The organism is Marinobacter sp. 1-4A, assembly GCF_016597725.1.
GTDB lineage: Bacteria > Pseudomonadota > Gammaproteobacteria > Pseudomonadales > Oleiphilaceae > Marinobacter.
This window is the reverse complement of the sequence record NZ_VCGY01000002.1, coordinates 132,974-156,830: the sequence shown is the minus strand read 5'-3', so window position 1 is coordinate 156,830 and position 23,857 is coordinate 132,974. Positions and strand designations below refer to the sequence as shown.

The window sequence follows — 23,857 nt, the reverse complement described above, 5'->3', positions numbered from 1 at the left end:
TACAGAAGTAGATATTAAGCTTATCCATTTTTGGGCTTTGAGGCCACAGTCGTCACCTGTATGGTCGCCTTCTGTCCGGCGAGCAGGCTGTGTATAATCCGCCCAAACTTATTGTCAGGGTAACCTCATGGATCGGTTGTTTGAATTTGTCGTTAACCACTACGTTCTTGCCTCGCTGTTTGTGGCCTTTTTGGTTGCTATTCTGGTGCTGGAGTCCAGGCGGGGTGGCGCTAAAATTTCCGCCCAAGGCGCCGTGAGCCTGATAAACCGGGATGAGGCAATTGTGGTTGATATCCGTGATCGCAAAGAGTTTGGCGAAGGCCGTATTACGGGTTCTGTGAATATTCCGCTGAGCAGTCTCAAAAGTCGGGCTGCCGAGCTGAATAAACACAAAAACAAACAGATCATCGTGGCTGATAAAATGGGCCAGCACTCGGCCATGGCCGTCAAACAGTTGAACGCAGAAGGTTTTGCCAATGTGGTTCGGCTAAATGGTGGCATTAGCGACTGGAAAGCCAGCAACCTACCGCTGGTAAAGAAGTAAAAGCGATAGCAGAGCTTGATCTGAGCTCTGATCTGCCGCACTGTTTCACATAACTGATCGCCGTCTGGCAGTAGACTGTGGCGGCAGATGTAACCATAACAACGGGCCCCACGCCCACTCTAACGACTCCTTACAAAAGCAAAAGGATTGAACATGGCTGAGAATCCACAAGCCGCAGCAGGCAGTGAAAACCAGAACCAAGCCCAGTTTGCCCTTCAGCGTATTTACGTGAAGGACCTGTCTTTCGAATCCCCCAACTCGCCAGTTGTATTCCAAGAGCAGTGGAAGCCGCAGGTGAATCTGGATTTGAACACCTCGCACTCAAAGGTGAGTGATAACCAATACGAGGTTGTTCTATCCCTTACCGTTACCGCCAAAATTGATGAGAAGGTCGCTTATATTGTTGAGATTCAACAAGCAGGTGTGTTTCTTGTGGCGGGCATTGAAGGCCCTCAGCTTGGCCAGATGCTGGGCGCCTATTGCCCCACGATCTTGTTCCCCTATGCACGTGAAGCAATCGATGGGGTCGTCAATAAAGGCAGCTTCCCGGCGCTGATGTTGGCACCGGTTAACTTCGATGCTATCTACGCGCAAGCCCTTCAGCGCAAGCAGGAAGAGGCAGCCGGTGAAGCCGGTGCAGAGCAGCAGACTCATTGATATGAGTTGTTGGTAAAAAAACAGCCCGGACCTGTGCCGGGCTGTTTGTAGTTTAACGGGAAGTCGCGCTCCGTCTCTGCGATCACGAATTCCGTACGGCCTTCCTTAGTTTTAAGCCCCTCACTTCATCCATAGCTTCGCCTTTCAAGTGTGGCCCAAATAAAATTGAGTCTCATTAACAAAAAGTCTTGATTTAAATCTATTGGTTAATGAGAATCCCTCGTATTCGTATTATTGCTTACGGGGTCTGCTTTGAATTCTTCTGTTTCCGTTTTGTCGAATGTGCTCCAGTCTTCACTCGCGCTTGTTGTGTGTTTGGCAACTTCTGCTCCGCTACATGCAGCCGGCTATCTTGACGAGTTGGTTATTACGGGCACCCGTAGTGAAAGAACGGTGTTGGATACTCCGGTGAGAACCGAAGTAGTCACCGCCCGGGAAATTGAGAGAACCCATGCTCGCAACCTCAAAGAAGCGCTGATTAATGTGCCGGGCCTGCAGTTGCGGGAAATACACGGCAAGCCGGGGTACGAAGTCTGGTTGCAGGGTATTGATGCAGACCGTGTGCTGGTGCTTGTGGATGGATTGCCCGTCACTGCCACCACAGGCTCTTCTGTTGATGTGAGCCAACTCTCGGTGCTTGATATTGAGCGCATTGAAGTTGTGAAGGGTGCGGTATCGGCACAATACGGCAGTGCCGCCATGGGCGGCGTTGTTAACGTGATTACCCGAAAAGTGGCAGCCGGAATGAAAGGCAACTTCTCGGCAGATCTCGGTAGTTATGCCGACCAGAACCCCTCCGGCGAGAAATGGGACGCCGCTCGCTACAGTGGCCGCGCAGAGGTTTCCGCCGGCAATGAGCAATGGGGCGTGCGAGCTTCTGGCTCAACACAGCATTCAGATGGCATTGACCCGGAGCCGGACATCTGGGCTCGGCCGGGTGATGAATACGACCGCAACGACGCAACGATGCGGGTGGATTGGCGGCCATCTGCAAATAACGCCTTGTCTTGGACCGGCTCGGTGTTTGATGAGAGTTCGAGTTCCCGCTTTAGCACCCTTCCGGGTGGCACCATCAACCAGGGCAAAGAAGAAGACGTGCGCAGGCTGCGTGCGACACTGGCTGGCGACCATGGGAATGGCGAAGGTATGCGCGGGCATTGGGCACTATTGCACGAGCAGCTTGATGATGACACTTCAAAGTATTCTGCCACTGGTCGATTCGATAACCGTCAGGCGGACATCTCCATGTCGCAAGCATCCGGGCACATTGAGTCGGCGGTGGGTGAGGCTCACAGCTTACAGCTTGGCGTTGACATAAGGCGTGAAACTCTTGAGCAATTCAAAGATGGCACGTCAGAGCTTGCCAGCGATGAGAGATTCTCCCGGGAAGGCTATGAACTCTGGGTTCAGGACACTTGGTTCGCGTTGGACAATCTGGAGGTCGTAACAGGCCTGCGTGGCCAAAAAGACTCAGACTTTGATTACCATCTAGCGCCAAAGATCAATGCTCGTTTGGGCTTTGAGGATCGGAAAGGGTTTGACAGCTTTATTCGTGCCGGTGTGGGAACCGGATATCGAGTGGCCAACCTCAAAGAGCGTCATTACCGTTTCGATCACAGCCAACTGGGTTATATCGTGAATGGTAACCCGCAACTCGAGCCAGAATCTTCCATCAGTTACCAGCTCGGCTTCGGTGGCCACTTCGAAAAAGCACTGTGGTTCGAGGTAAATGGCTTCTTCAATGATATCGACGACCTTGTCCAAACAGAAATTGACCAGACCGCCACCGATGCCCGCACCGACAATGTTGTTATCTATCGTTACAACAACATCGAGCAGGCTCGCACCTGGGGTGTTGAATCCACTGCTGGCTGGCAAATAACCGATGGTTGGCGCCTCTCTGCCGGATACACCTGGACCGAAACGGAAGATGTGGCAAGCGGAAATGAACTTAACCGTCGCCCGCAGCATCAGTTGCAGGCATCTATTGATGGGTTGACCGGTATTGAAGGTTTGTCCTGGTCTCTGCGAGCCCGAAACCAGAGCTCCGAATACGTTGATGCTGTCACAGGCAGCAAGTCCCCCGGATATACAGCTCTCGACCTGAAGCTCAATTATCAAATAGTCCCCGAATTACAGCTGTTTGCCGGTGCCGATAACCTCGCCGATAGCCAGCGTGACTTTTCCGACCCCGATGATTTTCGGCCCGTGGCCGGGCGTTTTCTCTACACCGGTTTTTCTTTGACTCTCGGTGGTCCGTGATCACCTTACCAACTGCAAAAAGGAATGAAGCTATGCAGAAGCAATACCTGAAAGTTCTGGTACCGGCCCTCGGTCTGATGGTGACCGCCTGTGGCGGTGGTAGTGATAACAGCATTGCTGGAGGCGGTGAAGATGGTGGGCAAACCGACCGTGAATTCAACCAGAAAGTTATTGATGCCAAAGCGGGAACCAGCTATCTGAATCTTGGTACAGGCGAGATGGTAGCCAGTGACGGAGACTGGCATCTAGCGCTCAACCGAACCAGTATCCAGCTGAATTCCGGCGCTTCCGGAGACGGCAATGTGGTAGGTGCATTGGGGGACTCACAGGCATCGTTTTATACGGACTCCGGCGAACCCGACGCCAATCAATTTCTAAATGCCACTGCGGATGGCGAGCTAGACCACCTAAAGGACACATTTATGGCCCCAGAAACCTGGGCGCCAGACGGTGTTGTTTATGCTCTGGGTGATGACTGGTCCGAGTATGGCGCGGGAGGTGTAATATCAGAAGCCCCGGGTGTTGGCTATCTGGTGCGCTCAAACACGGGTGATAGTTACGCCCGTATGCGTATCCTGGACTTCAATTTCCCTACGCGCGAGGTAGATGAGAATAATCAGCCCGAGGGCATAAAGGGTTTCACCATCGAGTTTCAGGTGCAGGCTGCAGGCACCACTCAGCTCTCCGATAGCACGCTTACCTTCAGCCGAAGCAGGCCCGAAAACTATGACGGGGGTAACAGTTGCTTCGATTTTGACAGCAACTCCATTGTTGATTGCGCCACCTCCGATGCCTGGGATGTCCAAATAGGGTATTCGGGGCGCGAATGGTATGTGAAAACCAACAGCGGGCCTTCAGGCTCGGGCAATGGTGGTGCACTTGGGCCTATTCCATGGTCAGAACTCTCGGCCTATCCCAGCGCCACCATTGACAGCAACGGCCAATCCCTTGCTCGTGCCTATTCGGCGGATGCAACCGGTGGGCTCTTTAGCGAAAACATCTGGTACGAATACAACCTGCAGGGCGCTCATAAACTCTGGCCGAACTTCCGCGTTTACCTGATAGATAGCAACTCCAGTGACCCTTCTGCACCTGTCTACGCAATGCAGGTTATCAACTATTACGGAGCCGACGGTGCGAGTGGTCAGCCCGAAATCCGTTGGAAAGAAGTAACTCTTGAAAGCGAGGCAAATTGATATGGAAGCTTTAGCAACCAAGCCGGAAACCAGTCTGGCGCAGCGCTGGAAAGCTCTTCTGCAAGAACAGCCCAAGCTGCGCATTCGCAATGCCGCACAACAGCTCGGCGTGAGCGAGCTGGAGCTTTTGCTCACTCGCAATGAGGGTGTCCGCCCTTTAAAACATGAGTTTGGTGCCCTGTTGAGCGATATGGATGATGTGGGCGACGTGATGATCCTGACCCGAAACGATCAGGTTGTTCATGAAGTAACGGCCACCTTCAACCAGTTCAAAGTGGCTGGTAAAGGTGCGATGGGGTTAGCCGTTGGAGATATCGATGTTCGTGTATTCCTCAACCAGTGGGCCCACGGCTACCTAGTCACTGAAAACACCGGCGAGATTAGCCGGGAAAGCCTGCAGTTTTTCAGTGCTTACGGCTTGGCGCTGCACAAGATATATAAAACAGAGGCAACAGACTCCGCTGCTTGGGATGCATTGCTAGGTAACTATCTCGATAACTCATTGGCCGCACCACAGCTGGCGCCAGTGCCAGCGAAAGCGTCTCGCGTTGATGCCAACACTGTTGATGTCGACGCGTTGCGTAATGACTGGTCCAAGCTGAAAGATGTGCACCATTTTCACGCGATGCTCAAGCGCAACAAAGTAGACCGCCTAACCGCAGTAGAGCTGATTGGCTCAGAGTGGGTTACCCGCCTAAAACCAACTGCACCAGAGGTGTTTTCACCCCTTGATAAGATTCTGGAGCAGGCCAAGGCTAACCAGTGCGAGATTATGGTGTTTGTGGGTAACCCGGGCATTGTTCAGATTTTTGCCGGAAAGGTAAACAAACTGATGCGCACGGGGCCTTGGATGAATGTGTTGGATAAAGGCTTCAACCTACACGCGAATACCGACGGCATCACAGACTGGTTTGTGGTTCGCAGGCCATCGACCGATGGCACCATCACGTCGTTAGAGGGCTACAACGCAGATGGCGAGATTGTGATTACGCTGTTTGGCAACCGTAAGCCGGGCAACCCCGAATCTGCCGATTGGCAGCGTGAGGTTGAGGTGTTGGAGAGCAGCTTATGCGCGTGATGGTTTTGATGGCTCTGAGCGCAGCTTTGCTGTCATTTGCGACCTTGGCCGAGGCTGCGCAGCCACGCATTGTTAGCGCCGATGGCAGTATCACCGAAACTGTTTACGCTTTGGAGGCTCAAGGTAGCCTAGTGGGCGTTGATACAACCAGCAACTACCCTGCGCAGGTGCAGTCGTTGCCCAAGGTGGGTTACTTGCGCGCCCTTCCTTTCGAGGGTGTGCTTTCATTGCGCCCGGATGTGTTGCTTACGACGGTAGAAGCAGCCCCGAATAAAACTCTGGAACGGCTGTCTCAGGCGGGTGTGGACGTTATAAAGTTACCGGTGGCCCGGTCGCCGGCAGACACTATGGCCCGTATCCGTGAAGTTGGCCGGATTCTCGGCAAGCAAGCGCAGGCAAGCGCCATAATCGATGACATCCGCACACGGGTTGAGCGCATATCCCTAGCTTCTGAAGGTAACTCCGTACGCGTGTTGTTTCTCATGGCTGCCGGTAATCATGGCGTTATGATTGCCGGGGAAGACACGGCTGCCGATGCGCTGCTTAAAGCCCTTGGCGCAAGCAATGCCATGGCGGAGGTCGCAGGATACAAGCCCGCGAACCGCGAAGCGCTGCTTGCGTCGCGGCCAGATGCGATTGTTGTCGCGGAATCCCGCCCCGGGCAATTCGACATTGCCCAATGGCCTCAGTTGGCGGCGTTGGATGCTTGGAGGCAGGGCAGGCACTACGTAGGCGACAGCATGTTACTGCTTGGGTTTGGTCCAAGGCTCCCGCAGGCTATGGAAGAGGTCGCGAGTATGCTGGCGCAAGTGGGGCAGGTGGCCAGCAATGATCATTGACGGTGCTGGCCGGCTTGCAAAAGGGCCTGCGCTGTTGCTGATTCTGGGGGCTGCTTTGGTGGTCTCTGTGGTTTCCGTCACTAACGGTGCTTACCCGCTAACCGCTGCGGACATTCTTGGCGTGCTGATCGGGGACCTGAACGATGAGGTCGCCAAAATGGTTCTTTTCGATGTGCGCTTACCGCGCTTGATTCTGGGGTTTTTGGTAGGCGCGGTACTGGCGGTATGCGGGGCTATTTTGCAAGGCTTGTTCCGCAATCCGCTGGCGGACCCCGGGCTTATTGGAGTCTCGGCGGGGGCATCGTTGGCTGCTATTGCGGTGATTGTGCTTGGCGGTACCTGGCTGGGCGGTTGGCTGGATCTTGCCGGTGCTTGGGCTTTGCCTATTGCGGCTTTTGTAGGCGGCAGCGGAACGGTTTTCTTAGCTTGGCGTATTGCCAGCAGAGCAGGCCACACGTCGGTGGCCACCTTGCTGCTTGCGGGCATCGCCATTAACGCCATCGCTGGTGCGGGCACAGGGCTTTTAACCTTCTATTCCTCAGATGAAGAGCTGCGCTCACTGACTTTCTGGACCATGGGCAGCTTGGGCCATGCGGCTTGGGACGATGTGGCTATGGCCGCGCCCTGGCTTTTGTTGTCGCTGTGTGCCGCTCCTTTCTTGGCGCGACCGTTGGATGCGTTTTTGTTGGGAGAGCAGGTGGTTGGGCACTTGGGTTACAACACCGACTGGACCAAACGCGCGGCCATACTGATCGCCGGGCTTGGCGTAGGTGCGGCTGTAGCAGTTAGTGGTTTGATTGGTTTTGTGGGACTGGTTGTTCCCCATCTGGTGCGTCATACCTTGGGTGCAGGGCACCGGGTCGTCATACCTGCCAGTGCGCTTGCGGGAGGCACATTGTTAGTTGGGGCTGATTGTTTGGCGCGGATTGTGGTGGCCCCGGCGGAGCTGCCCATTGGGCTGATGATGGCGCTGATCGGCGGGCCGTTTTTTCTATTATTGCTGTTACGAACAAGGATAGCCTGATGCTTTTGCACGTCGACGGTTTGGGTATTCATCTGGCTGGGAAGCCAATTGTTCGTGACCTTGGTTTCCAGTTGGATGCGGGCGAGCTGCTGGTGGTGCTGGGCCCCAATGGTGCGGGTAAATCTACCCTCCTCAAAGGGCTGGCCGGTGAGCATAGAATTGCCAGCGGGCAGATTAGTTTTGCGGGGTGCACTCTACAACACTGGCCGAAGCGGGAAATAGCGAAGCGCAGGGCGGTAATGCCCCAACGGGTTGAGGTCAACTTCCCTCTAACCGTAGAAGAAATCGTGCGCCTTGGGCGACCGGCTGAGCCGCTATCGCAAAGCATGCCTGTGCTTTTGGAGCTAATGGATCTGCTGGATATTGCCCACCTGCGGTATCGGCTTGCGCCCGGGTTATCGGGTGGTGAACAGCAAAGGGTTCAGCTAGCGAGGGTGCTGGCGCAAGTTTGGGATGCGCAGGGCCCGGTATTGCTGTTACTGGACGAATGCACATCAGCGCTCGATCCTGCGCATCAGCAGCAGGTGTTTTCGTTGCTTAGGGGCTTAGCAAAGCAACGGGGCTTTGCCGTACTCGCGGTTGCTCACGATTTGAACTTGGCGGCCAGATTTGCAGACCGTTTGCTCTTGCTCCACCACGGGCAGTGCTACATCTCAGGCAAACCGTTTGAGGTTCTAAGCGAAACTGTATTGGCTGCGGTTTACGGGTTGTCTGCAAGAATTATCAAATTGGAGGAGGGGTATCCGCTGGTGGTTCCCCGAGATAATGGGCCGGTGCCAGCTTACGCCTCTCTCTCGCCCTCTAATACGGCACCGGTAAATCCAAGCTGTCGCCAGGCTTCATAAACCACTAAGGCTGCGGTGTTGGAAAGATTTAGGCTACGGCTTTGTGGGCACATGGGGACTTTCAAACAATGCTCTGGGGGTAGGGCTTCGCGTACGTCGACAGGCAGGCCGCGGGTTTCCGGTCCAAACATTAGGTAATCACCATCCTGATAGGCAACCTGGTGGTAATAACAATGGCCCTTCGTGGTTAAGCCAAATAGCCGTTCAGGTTGCTCGCTCTCGAGGAAGGCCTGATAGTTTTTGTGTACTTTTACCGTGGCATATTCACTGTAATCCAAACCGGCCCGCCGCATTTGCTTGTCCTCCAGATTAAAACCCAGAGGCTCAATCAAATGCAGGTTACAGCCCGTATTGGCGCACAGCCGGATGATATTGCCCGTGTTGGGCGGTATCTCCGGCTCGTACAGCACCACGTTGAGCACGGGGCCTTAGCGCTCAACAGCCAGAGCAACGCCCATGCCGCCACCGATGCAGAGGGTCGCAAGACCTTTATGGGCATCGCGACGCACCATTTCGTGCAGCAGTGAAACCAAAATACGGCAACCTGATGCTCCAATGGGGTGGCCCAAAGCAATAGCGCCGCCGTTTACATTGACCTTGTTGGTATCCCAGCCCATGTCACGGTTTACAGAGATCGCCTGCGCAGCAAACGCCTCGTTGGCTTCAATCAGGTCTAGGTCGTCGACGCTCCAGCCTGCCAGTTTCAGGCAGCGCTGGCTGGCAGGAATCGGGCCGGTGCCCATGATGGTTGGGTCAACGCCAGCATTGGCGTGGGCTTTGATTGTCGCCAGTGGGGTCAGCCCTAACTCTTTGGCTTTCTCGGCACTGCATACCAAAACCGCTGCTGCGCCATCATTCAGCGTTGAAGCGTTCCCTGCGGTGACTGTACCGTCTTTTTTGAAAGCTGGGCGTAGTTTGCCAAGGCCTTCGCCGGTTACGCCGTCGCGCGGACCTTCGTCTTTGCTGACAACAATTGGGTCGCCTTTGCGCTGGGGGATGGAGACCGGCGCAATTTCATTTTCGAAGTGACCAGCCTCGCGTGCGGCGATGGCCTTTTGTTGTGATGCCGCGGCGAACTCGTCCTGTTCTTCGCGGCTGATGCCGTATTTTTCAACAATATTCTCGGCCGTGATGCCCATGTGGTAGTCGTTGAAGGCATCCCAGAGACCATCCTTAACCATGGTGTCGACCATGGTCCAATTACCCATGCGCTGGCCGTTGCGGCTGTTAGGTAAAACGTGAGGAGCAAGGCTCATGCTCTCCTGCCCACCTGCGATGATCATATCTGCGTCGCCGCAGCGGATTGCCTGAACCGCCATATGAACGGCTTTGAGGCCGGAGCCACATACTTTATTGATGGTCATTGCAGGTACAGACGCTGGAATACCCGCATTAATGGCCGACTGGCGGGCCGGATTCTGACCGTTGCCTGCCGTTAGCACTTGGCCCAGCAACACCTCGTTGATTTGGTCGCCGGTAACACCTGTGTCTTCCAATAGCGCTTTGATAACGACGCTACCTAGCTGGTCCGCACGAAGGCTGGAAAGGCCTCCACCAAATGCACCAATGGCTGTACGCCGTGCGGCAACAATTACGACATCACGCATGAGGTTACTCCGGTTATTAATGAATGTTCTGTTTCAGGGCGGCAGCCCTAGCCTTGCCCTCGCAGAATGCTCAGAATAAAAAAAGCTGCGCGCATTGTAGCCGGAAAGCCCGAACCGGCAAAAGCGCGGTCTACATATTCAGGCTGCGCCCGCCGTCTACGGAAATAATTTGCCCGGTGATAAATGGGGCCTCTGTTAAGAGAAATACAATGGTGCTGGCGATGTCGCCGGGTGTGCCGGTGCGGTTCAGAGGTGTTTGCGCGAGAATTTTGCGCTGGTAGCTTGTGTCTACCGCCGCATCGCCTTCAGGCCAAAGAATCGCCCCGGGGGACACGCCATTCACCCGCACCGCTGGTGCCAGATCTTTCGCCCAGGAGCGGGTTAGAGCGGCTAGGCCAGCCTTGCTGGCGCAGTAGAGCGGGTGCTCTGGTAGCGGTTTTTCGCTATAAATATCAATAAGGTTCACAACACTTCCGGTGCTTTCTCGCAACGCCGGTAAGCAGGACTGTAGGAGAAAAAAAGGCGCCTTCAGATTGGTGTGCATGATGCTATCCCAATCATCTTCGGTCGCTTCCGGTGTCGGATTTGGATAAAAAACGGATGCGTTGTTAACCAGTGCATCTAGCCGCCCCCAATGTTCCATTGCCTTGGTACCCAAGCGTTTTATGTCGGCCATCTTGCTCAGGTCGGCTTGCAGCGCAACTGCGGAGTTCGGGCGCTGATGGTTCATGGCTTCCGATAAGTCTTGGGCCGGCTTCCTGCGGCTGCGAAAGTGAATAACCACATTCCATCCACGCTCGTGCAGTAGTTGCGCAGTGTGCGCCCCAAGGCGTTGGGCTGAGCCAGTAACCAGAGCGACAGGTGTATTCTCAGGCATAGTAGTTCCTCAGGAAGATGAACGGCAGAGTGCCTGCTTTATACGCGCCAGTCGCTCGGCTCGGATTGCTTCGCCGAGTTCTTTGCCTGAAAATCCTCGCTTCATAAGCGCTTGGGGGTCAATGCCTGATGCCGCATTTGCCGCTATTTCGAGAGGTTTTAGCCGTTGCTGGTCTGTAGCTACAAGTGCGTTCTCAAGCACGTTAATCAGTTGCGAAAAACGTTCGGGCCGCCGCCACAAATCCGCTTTTTCCAGTAATTCGAGCAAGGTGTTGGCATCTGGCTGCGTCGGGTCGAGTTGTTGGATGACGGGCTTAAACGCCATCGTCAGCCGAGCGAGGTGCTGGCAATCGTTCGGTGCTTTAAGTGCCTTGGCCCTTTTGGTACCACACGGCTCATCCAATGCGCTGAACAGTGCTGCAAAACGCTCTGCCGTTGTGGCCTTTTGTATGTGGACTCGCTGCAGGCTGGCAAGAGCGGCGCGAAAGCACGGCTCTGGAGAGAGTTCCGGCACCAGTACATCAAGTGCCCCGCAGTCTCGTAACACTTGGAAAAACGTAGTTGGGGATTGTTCGTGCAGAGCCCGTTGAATCTCTTGCCACACGCGCTCTGGTACAAGGTGCTCCACTTCGCCAGCGGCAACCATATCGCGCATCAAGGTCATAGTTTCGCGGCACACGCTAAAGCCCAGAGGCTGGAAACGAGCTGCGAAGCGTGCGGTTCTCAGGATGCGAAGAGGGTCTTCTTTAAAGGCTTCAGAAACGTGCCGGAGTTGTCGCGCCTCCAGATCTCTCTTGCCATTAAAAGGGTCTGTGAGTTCACCGTCTTCCGAGCGCGCCATGGCGTTGATGGTGAGGTCCCGGCGCAGCAGGTCCTCTTCCAGAGTGACATCTGGCGCGCTATACACAGAAAAACCGTGATAGCCGTGCCCTTGCTTGCGCTCGGTGCGGGCGAGGGCGTATTCCTCTCTGGTTTTCGGGTGTAAAAACACCGGGAAGTCCGATCCCACCTGTGTAAAGCCCAGAGCAAGCATCTGCTCCGGGGTTGCGCCAACGACTACCCAGTCCCGATCTTTGACCCTCAGCCCTAATAATTCATCGCGAACAGCACCGCCAACCAGATAGGTTTGCATGAAGACACAGGTTCCTTTTTATGATTTCTCTTAAATGTTCGGGAATTATCCGTTGCTGGGGCTGGGCAAGCAAACAAGCTTGCTCTAATGGCCGCGCCCACCCCTGAAAACACTGTATGAGGCAGGTTTTTGCCGGTTTCTCTCTCTACTTTTTTGGTGTTCAGGATAAGGTATTTTAAATCAGTGTGTTAGAAAAGCTGGCGTGAATTTTTCATGGGTTGAGCAAAACGAATTCTGGAGACATAAAGCATGGTCATTCGCTGGATAACGATTTCTTTTCTGGCTTTCACGCTGACGGCCTGCGCAGCATTATGGGGCGGCGATACGGACACCAATAACGAGAATGCGCAAAACAATGCGCAGTTTGAGCCTATTACAGTTAGGGTCAGCGGCTTTGGCACCTACGAGGATGCAGGTAAGGACCGTCTCAATACCCGTAAAAGGCTGATGGCGCGCAGAGCTTCCCAAGTAGATGCATACAGAAACCTAGCGGAACGAGTGTATGGCACAGTCATCTTCGGAAGCTCTACCGTGAACGAGTTTGTTCTTCGAAACGATATGTACCGAACCTACGTAGATAGCTACATTCGCGGTGCAAAAATGGTGGCTGTTAATGAGCACAGCGATGGAGTTGTTGAGACCGTGATGGAGCTAAAACTCGAGTCACGCTTTCGGGCCTGCGTCTCCAGAGTCGCAGCGGAACAGGTGAAAGATCTCTGCCCGATATCGGTACCAACCTACAACGAGAGTGTTGGCGATGTGCAGAGCAAGAATGTTGATTCCTTGTACTATTTGGATTGATCTTCGTTCGGCAGATTTCAAACGTGCTAATTGAACGATAAAACGGGTAGAAAGCTATGCGGGGGTTTGTGAAGCAGTTTATACGGTTGTCGTTTTACTGTGCATTGATACCGTTGATGCTGGGTGCGAGCGCGCAAGCGGTTGTTCTTGAGGGCGTGGGCCACGCGAGTATCTACAACGAGGATCTAGCGTCTGCCCGTGCGGAAGCTCGCAGTGCGGCCATGCGTGATCTCGCCTTGCAGTACGAAGCGCAGGTGAGCACTAGAGATACTATGGAAAACGGCGTTTTAACTGAATCCCGAGTGCGCCTTGCCTCTAGTGCCCGAGCGCGGAATGTTAAAGTGATTGATGAGCATCGTAGCGGCAATCTTTTGCGTGTAACTGTACGCGGAGATATTTCTGCCAGCAGGGCTAGCTGCGATGGCGGAGACGCCGCTCGGTTAAAAAAACGGGTTGCGATTACCGGCTTTCCATTGCTGTATCCGGGGCAGGCTAGGGTAGGGCGTATTGATGATGCTGGAGAAATTCTGCCGCAACAGCTGCAGCAGGGCTTACGAGAGGCTGGAAACTTGCAGGTGTTTTCCGCGACGACCTCCCGTCTTTTCCCCGACCTACTTAATGCGCCCACTTTGCAGCAGGGTGACAACCGGCTTACCAATGTGGTTCAAGTAGCCCGGGAGATGGGCGTTCAGTTTGTTGTAGCCGGTGTCATTCGAGACATTGGCGTTGCGGATCCCGCGGCTTGGGGCTCCTCGGTATTGGATAAAATGCAAAGGCGTTTTGGTGGCGCTGATATGCGTCGGCGTTTCGCGGTGGATTTGATGGTTTTTGACGGATTCAGCGGCTCACCTGTTTACCAGCAGCGCTTTGAGACTGCCGCCGACTGGAATGCCGGCCCTGGCAGTTCTGTCGGTTTTGGCTCGGAAGGGTTCCGTAAAACCCAGTATGGAGAGGCTGTGGCGGGTGCTATTGGAGAAATGACGCAGGCGGTAGCTGAAGCCCTCGCGTGCCAGCCGTTTATGGCTCGCATTACCCGGGTAGAGGGTCAACTTGTGACCTTGGCTTCAGGCGCGACCGCTGGTTTGCGGCCCGGAGATGAGTTGCACCTATACCGCAGCGCCCGGTACTTTGATTCTTTGGGGGGGACTCCGGAGCTGAGTGACAGTCAGATGACGGTCACTCTGAACAATGTTCATCCAGACTTCAGTAATGGCAAAATGCCGGTAACGGGTGGGCAGGTAAACATTCAGCGAGACGACATTGCCATTATCTGGTAGCGTGCACTAACGACTGCGTGCAGATATCACTCAGACACTTCAGCCGCTGCAATATCGCGAATCTTTCCAATCATGGAGCGCAAGCCGTTGCCTCGGGTTGGAGAGATGTGGCGGAACAAGTCCAGCTGTTCGAAAATCTCATCTATGTCGGTGGCCAGCAAGTCCCTGGGGGTTTTGCCGTTCAACGCGACCAGAATCATGGCTGCGAGGCCCCGCACTATCATTGCGTCAGAATCAATCAACAAGTAGAGCTTGCCGTCGGCTTCGTGGTAGTGGGCAATCAACCAAACCTGGCTTTGGCAGCCGTGCACGTAGTTCTCTTCAATCCGCGCGTCGTCCGGAAAGGCGGGTAGCTGTTTGCCTAGGTCAATGATGAACGCATAGCGTTCTTCCCAGTCATCAAGAAACTCAAAGCCGTCGAGAACGTCTTCCAGGGTAGGGTTGGATCCTAGCGGGTTGTCGAGAAATTCTTTTTCCGTAGCTGGCATTTACAGCATTCCCAGTTCTAGCTTGGCTTCATCGGTGAGCATGTCGTTGTTCCAGGGCGGATCAAAGGTCAGCTCTACGGTTACCTTATCTACGTTGGGAACGTGCTCTACTTTGGTTTTTACATCGTCGGTAATAACCGGCCCCATGCCACAACCGGCGGCGGTGAGGGTCATCAAAATGTAAATGTGATTGCCTTCTGGCGTACCATTTTCAATCCGGCACTCGTAAATAAGGCCCAGATCTACCACATTCACCGGAATTTCCGGGTCGTAGCAGTTGCGGATGGCTTCCCACACTTGGTTCTCGTTAACCGTGCCATCGTCCGGGGTATCAAAGCTGCTTTCCAATGGCTTTTTACCCAAAGCATCAGCGTTGTGGCCTTCAATGCGGGCAAGGTTGCCGTTGACCGCAACGGTAAAGGTACCGCCCAGTGACTGGGTGATGGTCACAAAGGTGTCTGCCGGAATCATGATTTCAGTTCCAACAGGAACAAGGCGGGCTTCCACCTCGCGTTTGGTCAGGACGACTTCTCTTTCTTGCATGTATGTGTAGACCTCGTTTTGTGCTTTTAAGCCCCCTCTCCCCGGCCCTCTCCCGCAAGGGGAGAGGGAGTCGGTAAGCCGGGCTGGGAGTAGCCGTTAAGCTTCCCCTCTCCCCGGCCCCCTCCCGCAAGGGGAGAGGGAGTTGGTAAGTCGAGCTGGGAGTAGCCGTTAAGCTTCCCCTCTCCCCGGCCCCCTCCCGCAAGGGGAGAGGGAGTCACTAAGCCAAACTGTGAGTTGCCTTATAGCCCCTCTCCCCCCGCGGGAGAGGGGTTGGGGAGAGGGGGCGATGCAATATCAACTTACAGTAAAACTCTCACCACACCCGCATTCCGCGGTGGCATTGGGATTGCGGAACTGGAACATGGAGTTTACGCCTTCGGTAACAAAGTCGATCTCGATGCCGTTCACCATGGCAAGGTGTTCCTCTTTCACAAACACATCAACGCCATCAATGTGGAATACTTTGTCGTCAGCGGCAGCTTCGTCCACCCACTGGGTTTCATATTTAAAGCCGGAACATCCGCTTTTTCTGATTGCCAATCGAATACCTTTGGCGCTCGAAGCTTTATCGAGTTGCTTGCGCACGTGCTTGACGGCACTTGGCGTCATTGTGACGCCTACGGTCGGCGTGAAGACTTCAGCTGTCATGGTGTCTCCTCCATCAGGCAAACAGGCGCTGGACTTTCTGTAAGGCGGCAAACAGTTGTTCCACCTCGTCCAGTGTATTGTAGAACGCAAAGGAGGCCCGCGCTGTACCGGGAACTCCGTAGAAATCCATCAGTGGCATGGCGCAGTGGTGGCCAGTGCGAATCGCGATGCCTTGCTGATCCAGCAGGGTACCTATATCACTGGGGTGCAAACCGTCGATTTTAAAGGACATTACGGGAACTTTTTGCTTGGCAGTTCCGATAATGCTCATGCCTGAAACAGTTTCAACCAGCTGGTTGGCTCGCGCCATCAATGCATTTTCTGCCGCTTCCATGGCTGGCCGGTCGAGCCCGTTAAGGTAGTCTATTGCAGCCCCCAAACCTACAGCCTCAGCGATGGCAGGCGTACCTGCCTCAAACTTGTAGGGCAGAACGTTCCATGTGGTGCGCTCAAAAGATACCCGCTCAATCATCTCGCCGCCGCCCTGATAGGGAGGCATGTCTTCCAGCAGCGAGGCTTTGCCATAAAGCACACCAATGCCGGTTGGGCCGAACAGCTTGTGAGATGAAAACACGTAAAAGTCACAATCCAGTGCCTGCACATCCGGCTGGAAATGGGGGACTGCCTGAGCGCCATCGAGCAGGGTGATAACACCGCGAGCTTTGGCTTGGCTCACCAGTTCCTTTACCGGGTTGATCGTGCCCAAAACGTTGGAAACGTGGGTGATGGCCAGAATGCGCGTGCGATCGTTCAGCAGGCTGTTGAACGCATCCATATCCAGTTCGCCTTCTGGCGAGACTTGAATTGGCAGCACCTTTGCGCCGGTGCGCTCGGCGACCATCTGCCAAGGTACAATGTTGGCGTGGTGTTCCATATGGCTCACCAGAATTTCGTCGCCGGTTTTGAGCTTCGGGGCCAAACCATTGGCTATAAGATTAATGGCCTCAGTGGTGCCCTTTGTCCAGATGATTTCCTGTGTGCTACCTGCATTCAAGAACGCGCGAACGGTTTCACGGGCGCCTTCAAAGGCGGCTGTTGCACGGTCACCTAGGGTGTGTGCACCCCGATGTACATTGGAGTGCATTTCCCGGTAGTAGCGGTCCATGGCATCCAGAACAGCAAGCGGCTTCTGCGCCGACGCACCGTTATCAAGATACACCAGCGGCTTTCCATTGACCTGTTGCGACAGGATAGGGAAGTCCCGGCGGATGGCTTGTACGTCAAACGCCTTTTGGGTAGCTGTGTTAGCCATGGACAGGTCGTTCATACCACTTAGGCCTCTTGGAACGTTTGGTCGAAGAACTGGTTCAGGCGAGCTTGCACCGTGTCCCTCACAGCCTCCACCGGAATTTGAGCAACCAGTTCGTTGATGAATGCCATGGTTAGCAGTACGTTGGCTTCCCTGCGACCGATGCCCCGGGAAACGAGATAAAACAACGACTCTTCATCAAGCTGCCCGATGGTTGCGCCGTGTGCACACTTTACGTCATCGGCGTAGATTTCCAGTTCGGGCTTGGTATCAATTTCAGCGCCAGTGGAGAGCAAAAGATTCTTGTTGCTCATGTTCGCGTTGGACTTCTGGGCGTCCGGGTGAATATGAATCCGACCGTTGAATACGGCGTGGGATTTTTCCGCTGCGATGTTGCGATAGGTTTCTTCGCTGTCGCAATTGGGTGCTACGTGCTCGATAGTCGTGTGGTTGTCGTAGTGCTGCGTGCTCTGGGTAACAACAACGCCGTTGAGCTTGCACTCCGCGCCTTTGCCTTCCAGTCGCACCCGTAGGTCGTGGCGTCGCAGTGGGCCGCCAAAGCCTACACAGTGGCTTTCGAAACGGGAACTGCGTTGCTGGGTTACACCCGTAGCACCGATGTGTTGTACGTTTTCACCGCCCATGCTCAGGCGGATGTTGGTTACATTCGCACCTTCTGCAAGGGTGAATTCAGTGACCGAGTTTACGAAAACCGCTTCCTGACCGCTGGAAATATACTCTTCAACCAGAGTGAGTTGGCTGTTGCGGCCGGCATCCACAAAAATGCGAGGGAAGGCTGAGCCACTGGCGTCTGCTGTCACTTCATGGATGATGAATAATGGTTGGTCGAGCACGGCGTCCGGCTTTAGGCGAATCACCAGCCCATCTTCAAAACGTGCCGTGTTGAGCCCAGCGAATTGCACGGCTTTTGCGTCAAGTGTGCTATCTAAGCGCTCAACCAGCTCACTGGCTTCCGCATCTGAAAGATCGCCAAAACGCTGAATAAGTATGTTTTCGAGATCCGGGTACTCACTGGCTTCTGGCATTACAACGCCGTTGATGAACACCACCTTATAACCGGGTACCGCCAGAGCGCTCCCCGTTTTACCAGTAGTTGGCAACGAAGTGGCCATCTCGTCGGTCAGCTTCAGATACTTACTGGAGTATTTCCAGTTCTCTGTTTTGCGCGTTGGTAGGGGCATATCTACCAGAGCGGTACTACGCTGCTTACGCAGGGCCAGAAGTGGCTCTGGCAATGCCTGGCCAGCCGGTTGCAGGAAGGCGCTGGAAAGAAGGCTTGGTGCTGGTTTCATTCCGCGGTCTCCTTAATTGGCTGAATTGGAGAGAGCTGAGCTGGCTGCAGTTTCGTCTTCCTTGATGCCAAGCCAAGCGTAACCGCGCTCTTCCAGTTCCAGAGCCAGTTCACGGCCGCCAGATTTCACAATCTTACCGTCGGCCAGAACGTGAACGAAGTCTGGAACAATGTGATCGAGCAGGCGCTGATAGTGAGTCACCATCAGAATGGCCCGGTCTTCGGCACGCAGGGCGTTGACGCCGTCAGATACAACCTTGAGTGCGTCTATGTCGAGACCTGAGTCGGTTTCGTCCAGAATGGCCAGCTTCGGCTGCAGCATGAGCGCTTGCATGATTTCGTTACGCTTTTTCTCACCACCGGAGAAACCTTCGTTTACACCGCGCTTGAGAAACGCAGGGTCGAGATCTACCTGCTTGGAGATTTCCCGGGCCAGTTTCATAAACTCAGCGGCGTTCATTTCAGACTCGCCCCTGTGGTGACGCATGGCGTTTACCGAAGTGCGCATGAACTGCAGGTTGCTTACGCCCGGAATTTCTACCGGGTACTGAAATGCCAAAAACACACCATCCCGAGCCCGCTCTTCAGTCTCTTTTTCAAGCAGGTCTTCACCGTTCATGGTGACGCTGCCTGAAGTAACTTCAAATGCGTCGTTTCCTGCAAGTACCTGAGCAAGCGTACTTTTACCCGACCCGTTCGGGCCCATAATGGCGTGTACTTCCCCGGCCTTGATCTCCAGGTTAATGCCTTTGAGGATTTCTTTGCCCTCAACGGATGCGTGCAGGTTTTTGATGCTCAGCATTTGTAGGCTTCTCTCTATGTTCTGAAAATCTGTGTATGTATCTTGAAAATACTCTGGTGCCCCTGAAAGTCATGGGGCAGTGGGCGGGTAGAGCTTTCCGGGATCGTCAAAAACATGGATGTTTTTGTCGAGCGTACAGGGACGTATTCACCGCGTATCCCGGAGAGCTCTACCCGCCCGCTGACTTACGCAAAAGCCAGCGGGCATGTTATTTAACCAACCGAACCTTCAAGGCTGACTTCAAGAAGCTTGCCGGCTTCAACCGCAAACTCCATGGGAAGTTCCTTGAAAACGTCCTTGCAGAAACCGTTCACAATCATGGAAACGGCCCGCTCCATATCAATCCCGCGCTGGCGGCATAGGAACATCTGCTCGTCGCTCACTTTCGACGTGGTGGCCTCGTGCTCAACGATGGCGGATTTGTTCAGACTCTCGATGTACGGGAAGGTGTGCGCACCGCACTGGTCGCCGATCAACAGCGAATCACATTCGGTAAAGTTGCGCGCGCCTTCTGCTCGAGGGCCAAATTTGACCAAGCCGCGATACACGTTGGAGCTTTTACCGGCTGAAATACCCTTGGAGATGATAGTGCTGGTGGTGTTCTTACCCAGATGAATCATCTTGGTGCCGGTGTCAGCCTGCTGGTGGTTGTGAGTCAGTGCTACGGAATAGAACTCGCCAACGCTGCCTTCACCGCGCAGGATACAGCTGGGGTACTTCCAAGTGATGGCTGAGCCGGTTTCTACCTGAGTCCAGGAAACCTTGGAGTTCTTGCCGATACAGGCGGCGCGCTTGGTTACAAAGTTGTAGATACCGCCTTTGCCGTTTTCGTCGCCCGGGTACCAGTTCTGTACCGTGGAATATTTGATCTCGGCATTGTCCAGAGCAACCAACTCAACCACCGCTGCGTGTAATTGGTTTTCATCGCGCATGGGGGCGGTACAGCCTTCCAGATAGCTTACGTAACTGCCTTCATCGGCAATAATCAGTGTACGCTCGAACTGGCCGGTGTTTGCCGCGTTGATGCGGAAGTAGGTGGACAGCTCCATGGGGCAGCGAACGCCCTTGGGAACGTATACAAAGGTTCCGTCCGAGAAGACCGCAGCGTTAAGGCCAGCAAAAAAGTTGTCTGTATGGGGGACAACAGTGCCGAGATATTTTTGTACCAGTTCAGGATAGTCGCGCACCGCTTCCGAGATAGAGCAGAAGATAACCCCTGCTTTTGCCAGCGGCTCTTTGAACGTGGTGGCAACCGATACTGAGTCGAAAACGGCATCTACGGCTACGCCAGCGAGCTTTGCATGCTCGTGCAGGGGGATGCCCAGTCTTTCATAGGTTTTCAGCAGTTCGGGATCTACCTCGTCAAGGCTCTGGGGCATGTCTTCCTTGCGCTTCGGGGCCGAGTAGTAGGAAACCGAGTTGTAGTCGATTCTGTCGTAGCCCAGATGAGCCCAATCGGGTTCTTCCATTTCAAGCCAGCGACGATAGGCCTTGAGGCGCCATTCCAGCATGAACTGCGGCTCTTTCTTGATCTCAGAAAGGCGGGTGATAACGTCTTCATTCAAACCGGGCTCGAAGGTATCGACTTCGATGTCTGTTACGAAACCGTGTTCGTATTCCCGTTTGATCAGTTCGTTCACCTCTTTGTTGGCGGTCGTCATGATCGTCGCTCCGTATTCTCTCTCGCGGGCTCTAAGACCCTTTGGTTTGCCGGCAACCGAAGTGGGTTGCGGGGCCTGATCTGTCTGCTTCTGGTTCGTAATTGTACAATACCATACTAAATTAGTCAGGTATTAAATTGCGGGAACACAAATTATAGCGTAATACGCCCGCCAGAGGCTAAGTCTGGCGGGTGTAGTAGCTCTATATTTGCTTTGTAGGGGAGGGGGCTAAGTACAGGCGTTCGAGGATGATCACTGCTGAGTTATTTCGTTTCGTTCGGGCCTACGATAACCTCAATCATATTTTCTGCGATCAAGTAGCGACGCGCGACGGAATTGACATCGTCAACAGTCAGTGAGGTAAAAGCATTGTTGCGTTCGATCCAGAAAGCCAGCGTAATATCTTCCCGTAGCTGTCCAGTCAGTATGTTCTGGATGTTTTTATTCACTTTCAGGTATTGGCTTCGTTGGTTAAGGATTGTTCTTTTGGCCATGTCCAGCTCGTCTTGGGAGATTCCCGACTCTGCCAGCCGGGCGATTTCTTCTTTTATGATGTCTACGAACAACTTGCCTTTCCCTGCTGGAAAATCACCTTCAATACTGATTCTTGCAGCGTTTCCAGTTGTTGGGAGCCGCAGGGAGGAACGAAGGTTGTATGTCAGATTTTCGTGTTCGCGTAGTCGTTTGCCCAACCGCGAGGCTATGGGGTGTCGTCCCAGAATGTGTTCTGCAACAAAGAGGGCAGCTGCATCTTCTGAATCACCATTGGCGGGAAAATACAGTCGTCCGATGTAGTAGCCCCCGGTTGTATTGGTGCTCACCGCACGGAGCACGGGTTTCCGTTCCTGATGTAAGGCGATGGCCCGCTGATAAGGCGTTTTGCTTACCCAGCTACCGAAAAGTGAATCCAGCGTTGTCTGGGTCTTTTCCAGATCAAAATCTCCGCTGATGGCAAGTTCTCCATGCTGGGCGCTATAAAACGACTGATGAAAGTCTAAGATGTCTTTCCGCGTGACAGTCTCAATCATCGCTCGCATTTCCTGAGGTTCTGTATAGCGTCGGATGTCACCCGCAGGGTAGGTGTTGACCTGTCGATGCATTTCAAGAGAAGCAATGCTGGCTGGCGTGTCCGGTGGAACCTGGAGAGCTTGCAGGCGTTGGCGTTTGAGTAAGTCAAACTCCTGTTGAGGAAGCGCTGGGTGTTGCAGCACGTCGGCAATCAACGCAAGTAGTTCCGGCAGGCTATCTGGAGGGCTCTCGAACTTGACTGTCAGCATGTTACCGTGCGGAACCATGGAAAAGCCCGCCCCGAGTTGGTTCGCACGATCCACTACCTCTTGATAGCTTAGTGTGTGGGTGCCGCGTATAAGCAGTGTTCCCGCCATGTCAGAGACAGCGCGTTTATTATGAAGACTCTCCAGATCGCCAAAACGCAGGTTCAGGCGGCCCTGTACGACACCAGATGTTCCGGGCAAGGGGCGCAGGGCGACTTTCATGCCGTTTTTAAGAGTACTTCGTTTAATACTGTTTTCGATCTCCATTATTCGGGCGTTGAACCTGGCTACGTCGGGCATTTTTTCAGGCGCTGCGGGCGAAGCTTGCCTGGTGGCGTCAGGTGACACATTTGCCTGCTCTCGGGTTCGCTGGCGAGTAGGCTGCTGTGCATCATCGCTTCCGGCAATCAAGTACCCTATGACGGGCTTCTCGCTGGAAAAAAGAGCTTCAATGTGTTTGCGCACTTGCTGCAGGTCCAGCGATTCTATGTCATCAAAACGACGTAATTGCAGTTGCCAGTCTCCCGTGGCTACAGACTCGGACAGTAAATTGGATAAGGCGGCGGGGTCGTCCATGATTCTTGGTTTCAGAAAGCGCATTGTTGTCTTCGCTCTTTCCAGTTCATCGGCCGATACCGGATCTGAGCGTAATGCTTTGAACTGTTCTGTAAGTGCCTGTTGCACTTCTTGATGAGAGTTGCTTTCTGTCAGGATGGCACCGAACAGGTACTGACCTCTTTGTTGGAAAGTTTGTTGCAGGGCAAACACGGCCTGAGCTTTCCCCGGAACCACTAACGTTTGATAGAGTCGACCGTGGGGCTCCCCTGCAAATATATCCGCCAATACAGCTAGTGCCGTGTTGTTATCGTCATCAGCCGCGGGTATTCCGTAGCCCAGTGCAAGAACGTTGACGTTGCCCTGATGTACCTTGGTAGTCCCATTCCCGCGCTTTGGCAGCGTTGGTGACGGTTCAGGCTTTACGCGTCGAGAGGGGGTGATATCGGAGAAATATAAAGAAATAGCCTCTAACGCTTGTTGCGGATCGAAGCCGCCCGTCAGTACAAGAGTAGCGTTATCCGGGTGATAATAGTGTTCATAAAACCGGTGCAGGACTTCAGGAGTGATGGTACTGAGTTCGTCGAGGGTTCCGAGAACGGGGCGGCCATAGGCTTTCTCTCCCCATGCTCTGGCGAGCATACTTTCTCCCAGTGCGCCCAGAGGTTGGTCTTTTGCTCGTGTTATTTCCTGATGGATCACCTCAAGCTCGTTGCTCATATCTTCGGGAGAAAATTGCAGGCTGGTCATACGCTCCGCTTCCAGTGCCAGCAGGTAATTCAGGCTGTTCATGTCCGATTCGAAAGCGGCCGAGTAACGGGTGCGATCAAAGCTCGTGTTGGCATTGAAGTGAATGCCTCGCTTGCGCAGGCCAGATACAAGCTGTTCGCCGGCTCTCTGTTTTGTTCCCTTGAACATCATGTGTTCAAGAAAATGGGCTGTACCGCTCTTGTCTGTAGGATCGGCCAGACTACCTGTCCGGTAAACCAGATCAATATGAACCGTCCCCGCTGAAGCTTTCGGTGCGAGAAGGATGGTTAAACCGTTGTTCAGGCGGTATTCAGATATGCCTTCCCGAGTTTTTATTGGTTCAGGGAGTTTTGGTTCTGTTCCATGCACATAGAAGGCAGAAAGCGAGAGGAATAACATCAACGTGATATAACGAATCATCAAAGTGTCCTTACTAT

General features: G+C 53.9%; 22 protein-coding genes. 10 read left to right on the top strand and 12 right to left on the bottom strand.

Annotated features, from left to right (window positions below; genetic code table 11):
• Positions 1 to 127: 127 nt before the first annotated feature.
• The 8 genes from FE845_RS04445 (at position 128) to FE845_RS04410 (ending at position 8,445) form a co-directional block, all read left to right on the top strand.
• Positions 128 to 544, top strand: a complete 417-nt coding sequence (locus FE845_RS04445; RefSeq protein WP_200362001.1) for a rhodanese-like domain-containing protein — start codon at positions 128 to 130, stop codon at positions 542 to 544.
• A gap of 153 nt (positions 545 to 697) precedes the next feature.
• Positions 698 to 1,201: a protein-export chaperone SecB gene (gene secB / locus FE845_RS04440; protein WP_200362000.1), complete on the top strand. Its 504-nt coding sequence runs from the start codon at positions 698 to 700 to the stop codon at positions 1,199 to 1,201.
• A 252-nt stretch (positions 1,202 to 1,453) separates the two neighbouring features.
• Positions 1,454 to 3,463: a TonB-dependent receptor plug domain-containing protein gene (locus tag FE845_RS04435; protein ID WP_227714085.1), complete on the top strand. Its 2,010-nt coding sequence runs from the start codon at positions 1,454 to 1,456 to the stop codon at positions 3,461 to 3,463.
• Between the two features lie 32 nt (positions 3,464 to 3,495).
• Positions 3,496 to 4,659 carry an HmuY family protein gene (locus tag FE845_RS04430; RefSeq protein ID WP_200361999.1) on the top strand — a complete coding sequence of 388 codons (1,164 nt, stop codon included), beginning with the start codon at positions 3,496 to 3,498 and terminating at the stop codon, positions 4,657 to 4,659.
• A gap of 1 nt (position 4,660) precedes the next feature.
• Positions 4,661 to 5,737 carry a hemin-degrading factor gene (locus FE845_RS04425; protein ID WP_200361998.1) on the top strand — a complete coding sequence of 359 codons (1,077 nt, stop codon included), beginning with the start codon at positions 4,661 to 4,663 and terminating at the stop codon, positions 5,735 to 5,737.
• Entirely contained in the window at positions 5,728 to 6,576 is an 849-nt protein-coding gene (locus FE845_RS04420) for a heme/hemin ABC transporter substrate-binding protein (RefSeq protein WP_227714084.1), read from the top strand. Before FE845_RS04425 ends, FE845_RS04420 begins: the two co-directional genes overlap by 10 nt.
• A complete protein-coding gene (locus FE845_RS04415; RefSeq protein WP_200361997.1) occupies positions 6,566 to 7,600 on the top strand; it encodes a FecCD family ABC transporter permease in 1,035 nt (344 codons plus the stop codon). Before FE845_RS04420 ends, FE845_RS04415 begins: the two co-directional genes overlap by 11 nt.
• Positions 7,600 to 8,445 (top strand): heme ABC transporter ATP-binding protein, encoded by an 846-nt coding sequence (locus tag FE845_RS04410; protein ID WP_200361996.1) that lies wholly within the window; start codon positions 7,600 to 7,602, stop codon positions 8,443 to 8,445. Before FE845_RS04415 ends, FE845_RS04410 begins: the two co-directional genes overlap by 1 nt.
• Here the strand turns inward: FE845_RS04410 and trmL are convergent.
• The 4 genes from trmL to FE845_RS04390 all read right to left on the bottom strand — a co-directional run bounded on the left by trmL (position 8,382) and on the right by FE845_RS04390 (position 12,060).
• Positions 8,382 to 8,867 (bottom strand): tRNA (uridine(34)/cytosine(34)/5-carboxymethylaminomethyluridine(34)-2'-O)-methyltransferase TrmL, encoded by a 486-nt coding sequence (gene trmL / locus FE845_RS04405; RefSeq protein WP_200361995.1) that lies wholly within the window; start codon positions 8,865 to 8,867, stop codon positions 8,382 to 8,384. The genes FE845_RS04410 and trmL overlap by 64 nt on opposite strands.
• A 6-nt stretch (positions 8,868 to 8,873) precedes the next feature.
• Positions 8,874 to 10,052, bottom strand: a complete 1,179-nt coding sequence (locus tag FE845_RS04400; protein WP_200361994.1) for an acetyl-CoA C-acetyltransferase — start codon at positions 10,050 to 10,052, stop codon at positions 8,874 to 8,876.
• A gap of 130 nt (positions 10,053 to 10,182) precedes the next feature.
• Positions 10,183 to 10,929, bottom strand: coding sequence for a pteridine reductase (locus FE845_RS04395; protein WP_200361993.1), 747 nt, complete (start codon positions 10,927 to 10,929; stop codon positions 10,183 to 10,185).
• 9 nt (positions 10,930 to 10,938) lie between these two features.
• Complete coding sequence (locus tag FE845_RS04390; RefSeq protein WP_200361992.1) at positions 10,939 to 12,060, bottom strand: multifunctional CCA tRNA nucleotidyl transferase/2'3'-cyclic phosphodiesterase/2'nucleotidase/phosphatase; 1,122 nt, start codon at positions 12,058 to 12,060, stop codon at positions 10,939 to 10,941.
• A 249-nt stretch (positions 12,061 to 12,309) separates the two neighbouring features.
• Here FE845_RS04390 and FE845_RS04385 point away from each other — a divergent pair, with 249 nt between their 5' ends.
• Both FE845_RS04385 and FE845_RS04380 read left to right on the top strand, forming a co-directional pair.
• Positions 12,310 to 12,861 carry an LPP20 family lipoprotein gene (locus FE845_RS04385; RefSeq protein ID WP_200361991.1) on the top strand — a complete coding sequence of 184 codons (552 nt, stop codon included), beginning with the start codon at positions 12,310 to 12,312 and terminating at the stop codon, positions 12,859 to 12,861.
• Between the two features lie 116 nt (positions 12,862 to 12,977).
• Positions 12,978 to 14,138, top strand: a complete 1,161-nt coding sequence (locus FE845_RS04380) for a flagellar assembly protein T N-terminal domain-containing protein (protein ID WP_227714132.1) — start codon at positions 12,978 to 12,980, stop codon at positions 14,136 to 14,138.
• 26 nt (positions 14,139 to 14,164) lie between these two features.
• On the opposite strand, the gene FE845_RS04375 is transcribed toward FE845_RS04380, so the two are convergent.
• From FE845_RS04375 to FE845_RS04340, 8 genes are all read right to left on the bottom strand, one after another.
• Positions 14,165 to 14,626: a SufE family protein gene (locus FE845_RS04375; protein ID WP_200361989.1), complete on the bottom strand. Its 462-nt coding sequence runs from the start codon at positions 14,624 to 14,626 to the stop codon at positions 14,165 to 14,167.
• Positions 14,627 to 15,169 (bottom strand): putative Fe-S cluster assembly protein SufT, encoded by a 543-nt coding sequence (gene sufT, locus FE845_RS04370; protein ID WP_200361988.1) that lies wholly within the window; start codon positions 15,167 to 15,169, stop codon positions 14,627 to 14,629.
• Positions 15,170 to 15,463: 294 nt separating this feature from the next.
• On the bottom strand, positions 15,464 to 15,817 hold the full coding sequence (locus tag FE845_RS04365; RefSeq protein ID WP_200361987.1) for a HesB/IscA family protein: 354 nt from the start codon (positions 15,815 to 15,817) through the stop codon (positions 15,464 to 15,466).
• 13 nt (positions 15,818 to 15,830) lie between these two features.
• Positions 15,831 to 17,084 (bottom strand): aminotransferase class V-fold PLP-dependent enzyme, encoded by a 1,254-nt coding sequence (locus FE845_RS04360; RefSeq protein WP_200361986.1) that lies wholly within the window; start codon positions 17,082 to 17,084, stop codon positions 15,831 to 15,833.
• 5 nt (positions 17,085 to 17,089) lie between these two features.
• Positions 17,090 to 18,379 (bottom strand): Fe-S cluster assembly protein SufD, encoded by a 1,290-nt coding sequence (gene sufD, locus FE845_RS04355; protein WP_200361985.1) that lies wholly within the window; start codon positions 18,377 to 18,379, stop codon positions 17,090 to 17,092.
• A gap of 12 nt (positions 18,380 to 18,391) precedes the next feature.
• Complete coding sequence (gene sufC, locus FE845_RS04350) at positions 18,392 to 19,180, bottom strand: Fe-S cluster assembly ATPase SufC (RefSeq protein WP_200361984.1); 789 nt, start codon at positions 19,178 to 19,180, stop codon at positions 18,392 to 18,394.
• Positions 19,181 to 19,392: 212 nt separating this feature from the next.
• Positions 19,393 to 20,841, bottom strand: coding sequence for a Fe-S cluster assembly protein SufB (sufB, locus tag FE845_RS04345; protein ID WP_200361983.1), 1,449 nt, complete (start codon positions 20,839 to 20,841; stop codon positions 19,393 to 19,395).
• Positions 20,842 to 21,104: 263 nt separating this feature from the next.
• Positions 21,105 to 23,840, bottom strand: a complete 2,736-nt coding sequence (locus FE845_RS04340) for a M16 family metallopeptidase (protein WP_200361982.1) — start codon at positions 23,838 to 23,840, stop codon at positions 21,105 to 21,107.
• Between the last annotated feature and the right edge of the window lie 17 nt (positions 23,841 to 23,857).

Bases quoted from the DNA above. Each gene is read 5' to 3' on its own strand.
- FE845_RS04385 (WP_200361991.1), top strand. From the start codon at position 12,310: ATGGTCATTCGCTGGATAACGATTTCTTTTCTGGCTTTCACGCTGACG.
- sufD (WP_200361985.1), bottom strand. From the start codon at position 18,379: ATGAAACCAGCACCAAGCCTTCTTTCCAGCGCCTTCCTGCAACCGGCT.
- sufC (WP_200361984.1), bottom strand. From the start codon at position 19,180: ATGCTGAGCATCAAAAACCTGCACGCATCCGTTGAGGGCAAAGAAATC.
- FE845_RS04420 (WP_227714084.1), top strand. From the start codon at position 5,728: ATGCGCGTGATGGTTTTGATGGCTCTGAGCGCAGCTTTGCTGTCATTT.
- sufT (WP_200361988.1), bottom strand. From the start codon at position 15,169: ATGCAAGAAAGAGAAGTCGTCCTGACCAAACGCGAGGTGGAAGCCCGC.
- FE845_RS04415 (WP_200361997.1), top strand. From the start codon at position 6,566: ATGATCATTGACGGTGCTGGCCGGCTTGCAAAAGGGCCTGCGCTGTTG.
- FE845_RS04425 (WP_200361998.1), top strand. From the start codon at position 4,661: ATGGAAGCTTTAGCAACCAAGCCGGAAACCAGTCTGGCGCAGCGCTGG.
- FE845_RS04340 (WP_200361982.1), bottom strand. From the start codon at position 23,840: ATGATTCGTTATATCACGTTGATGTTATTCCTCTCGCTTTCTGCCTTC.
- FE845_RS04390 (WP_200361992.1), bottom strand. From the start codon at position 12,060: ATGCAAACCTATCTGGTTGGCGGTGCTGTTCGCGATGAATTATTAGGG.
- FE845_RS04360 (WP_200361986.1), bottom strand. From the start codon at position 17,084: ATGAACGACCTGTCCATGGCTAACACAGCTACCCAAAAGGCGTTTGAC.
- FE845_RS04375 (WP_200361989.1), bottom strand. From the start codon at position 14,626: ATGCCAGCTACGGAAAAAGAATTTCTCGACAACCCGCTAGGATCCAAC.
- FE845_RS04365 (WP_200361987.1), bottom strand. From the start codon at position 15,817: ATGACAGCTGAAGTCTTCACGCCGACCGTAGGCGTCACAATGACGCCA.
- FE845_RS04400 (WP_200361994.1), bottom strand. From the start codon at position 10,052: ATGCGTGATGTCGTAATTGTTGCCGCACGGCGTACAGCCATTGGTGCA.
- FE845_RS04380 (WP_227714132.1), top strand. From the start codon at position 12,978: ATGCTGGGTGCGAGCGCGCAAGCGGTTGTTCTTGAGGGCGTGGGCCAC.
- FE845_RS04445 (WP_200362001.1), top strand. From the start codon at position 128: ATGGATCGGTTGTTTGAATTTGTCGTTAACCACTACGTTCTTGCCTCG.
- FE845_RS04430 (WP_200361999.1), top strand. From the start codon at position 3,496: ATGCAGAAGCAATACCTGAAAGTTCTGGTACCGGCCCTCGGTCTGATG.
- FE845_RS04410 (WP_200361996.1), top strand. From the start codon at position 7,600: ATGCTTTTGCACGTCGACGGTTTGGGTATTCATCTGGCTGGGAAGCCA.
- sufB (WP_200361983.1), bottom strand. From the start codon at position 20,841: ATGACGACCGCCAACAAAGAGGTGAACGAACTGATCAAACGGGAATAC.
- FE845_RS04395 (WP_200361993.1), bottom strand. From the start codon at position 10,929: ATGCCTGAGAATACACCTGTCGCTCTGGTTACTGGCTCAGCCCAACGC.
- secB (WP_200362000.1), top strand. From the start codon at position 698: ATGGCTGAGAATCCACAAGCCGCAGCAGGCAGTGAAAACCAGAACCAA.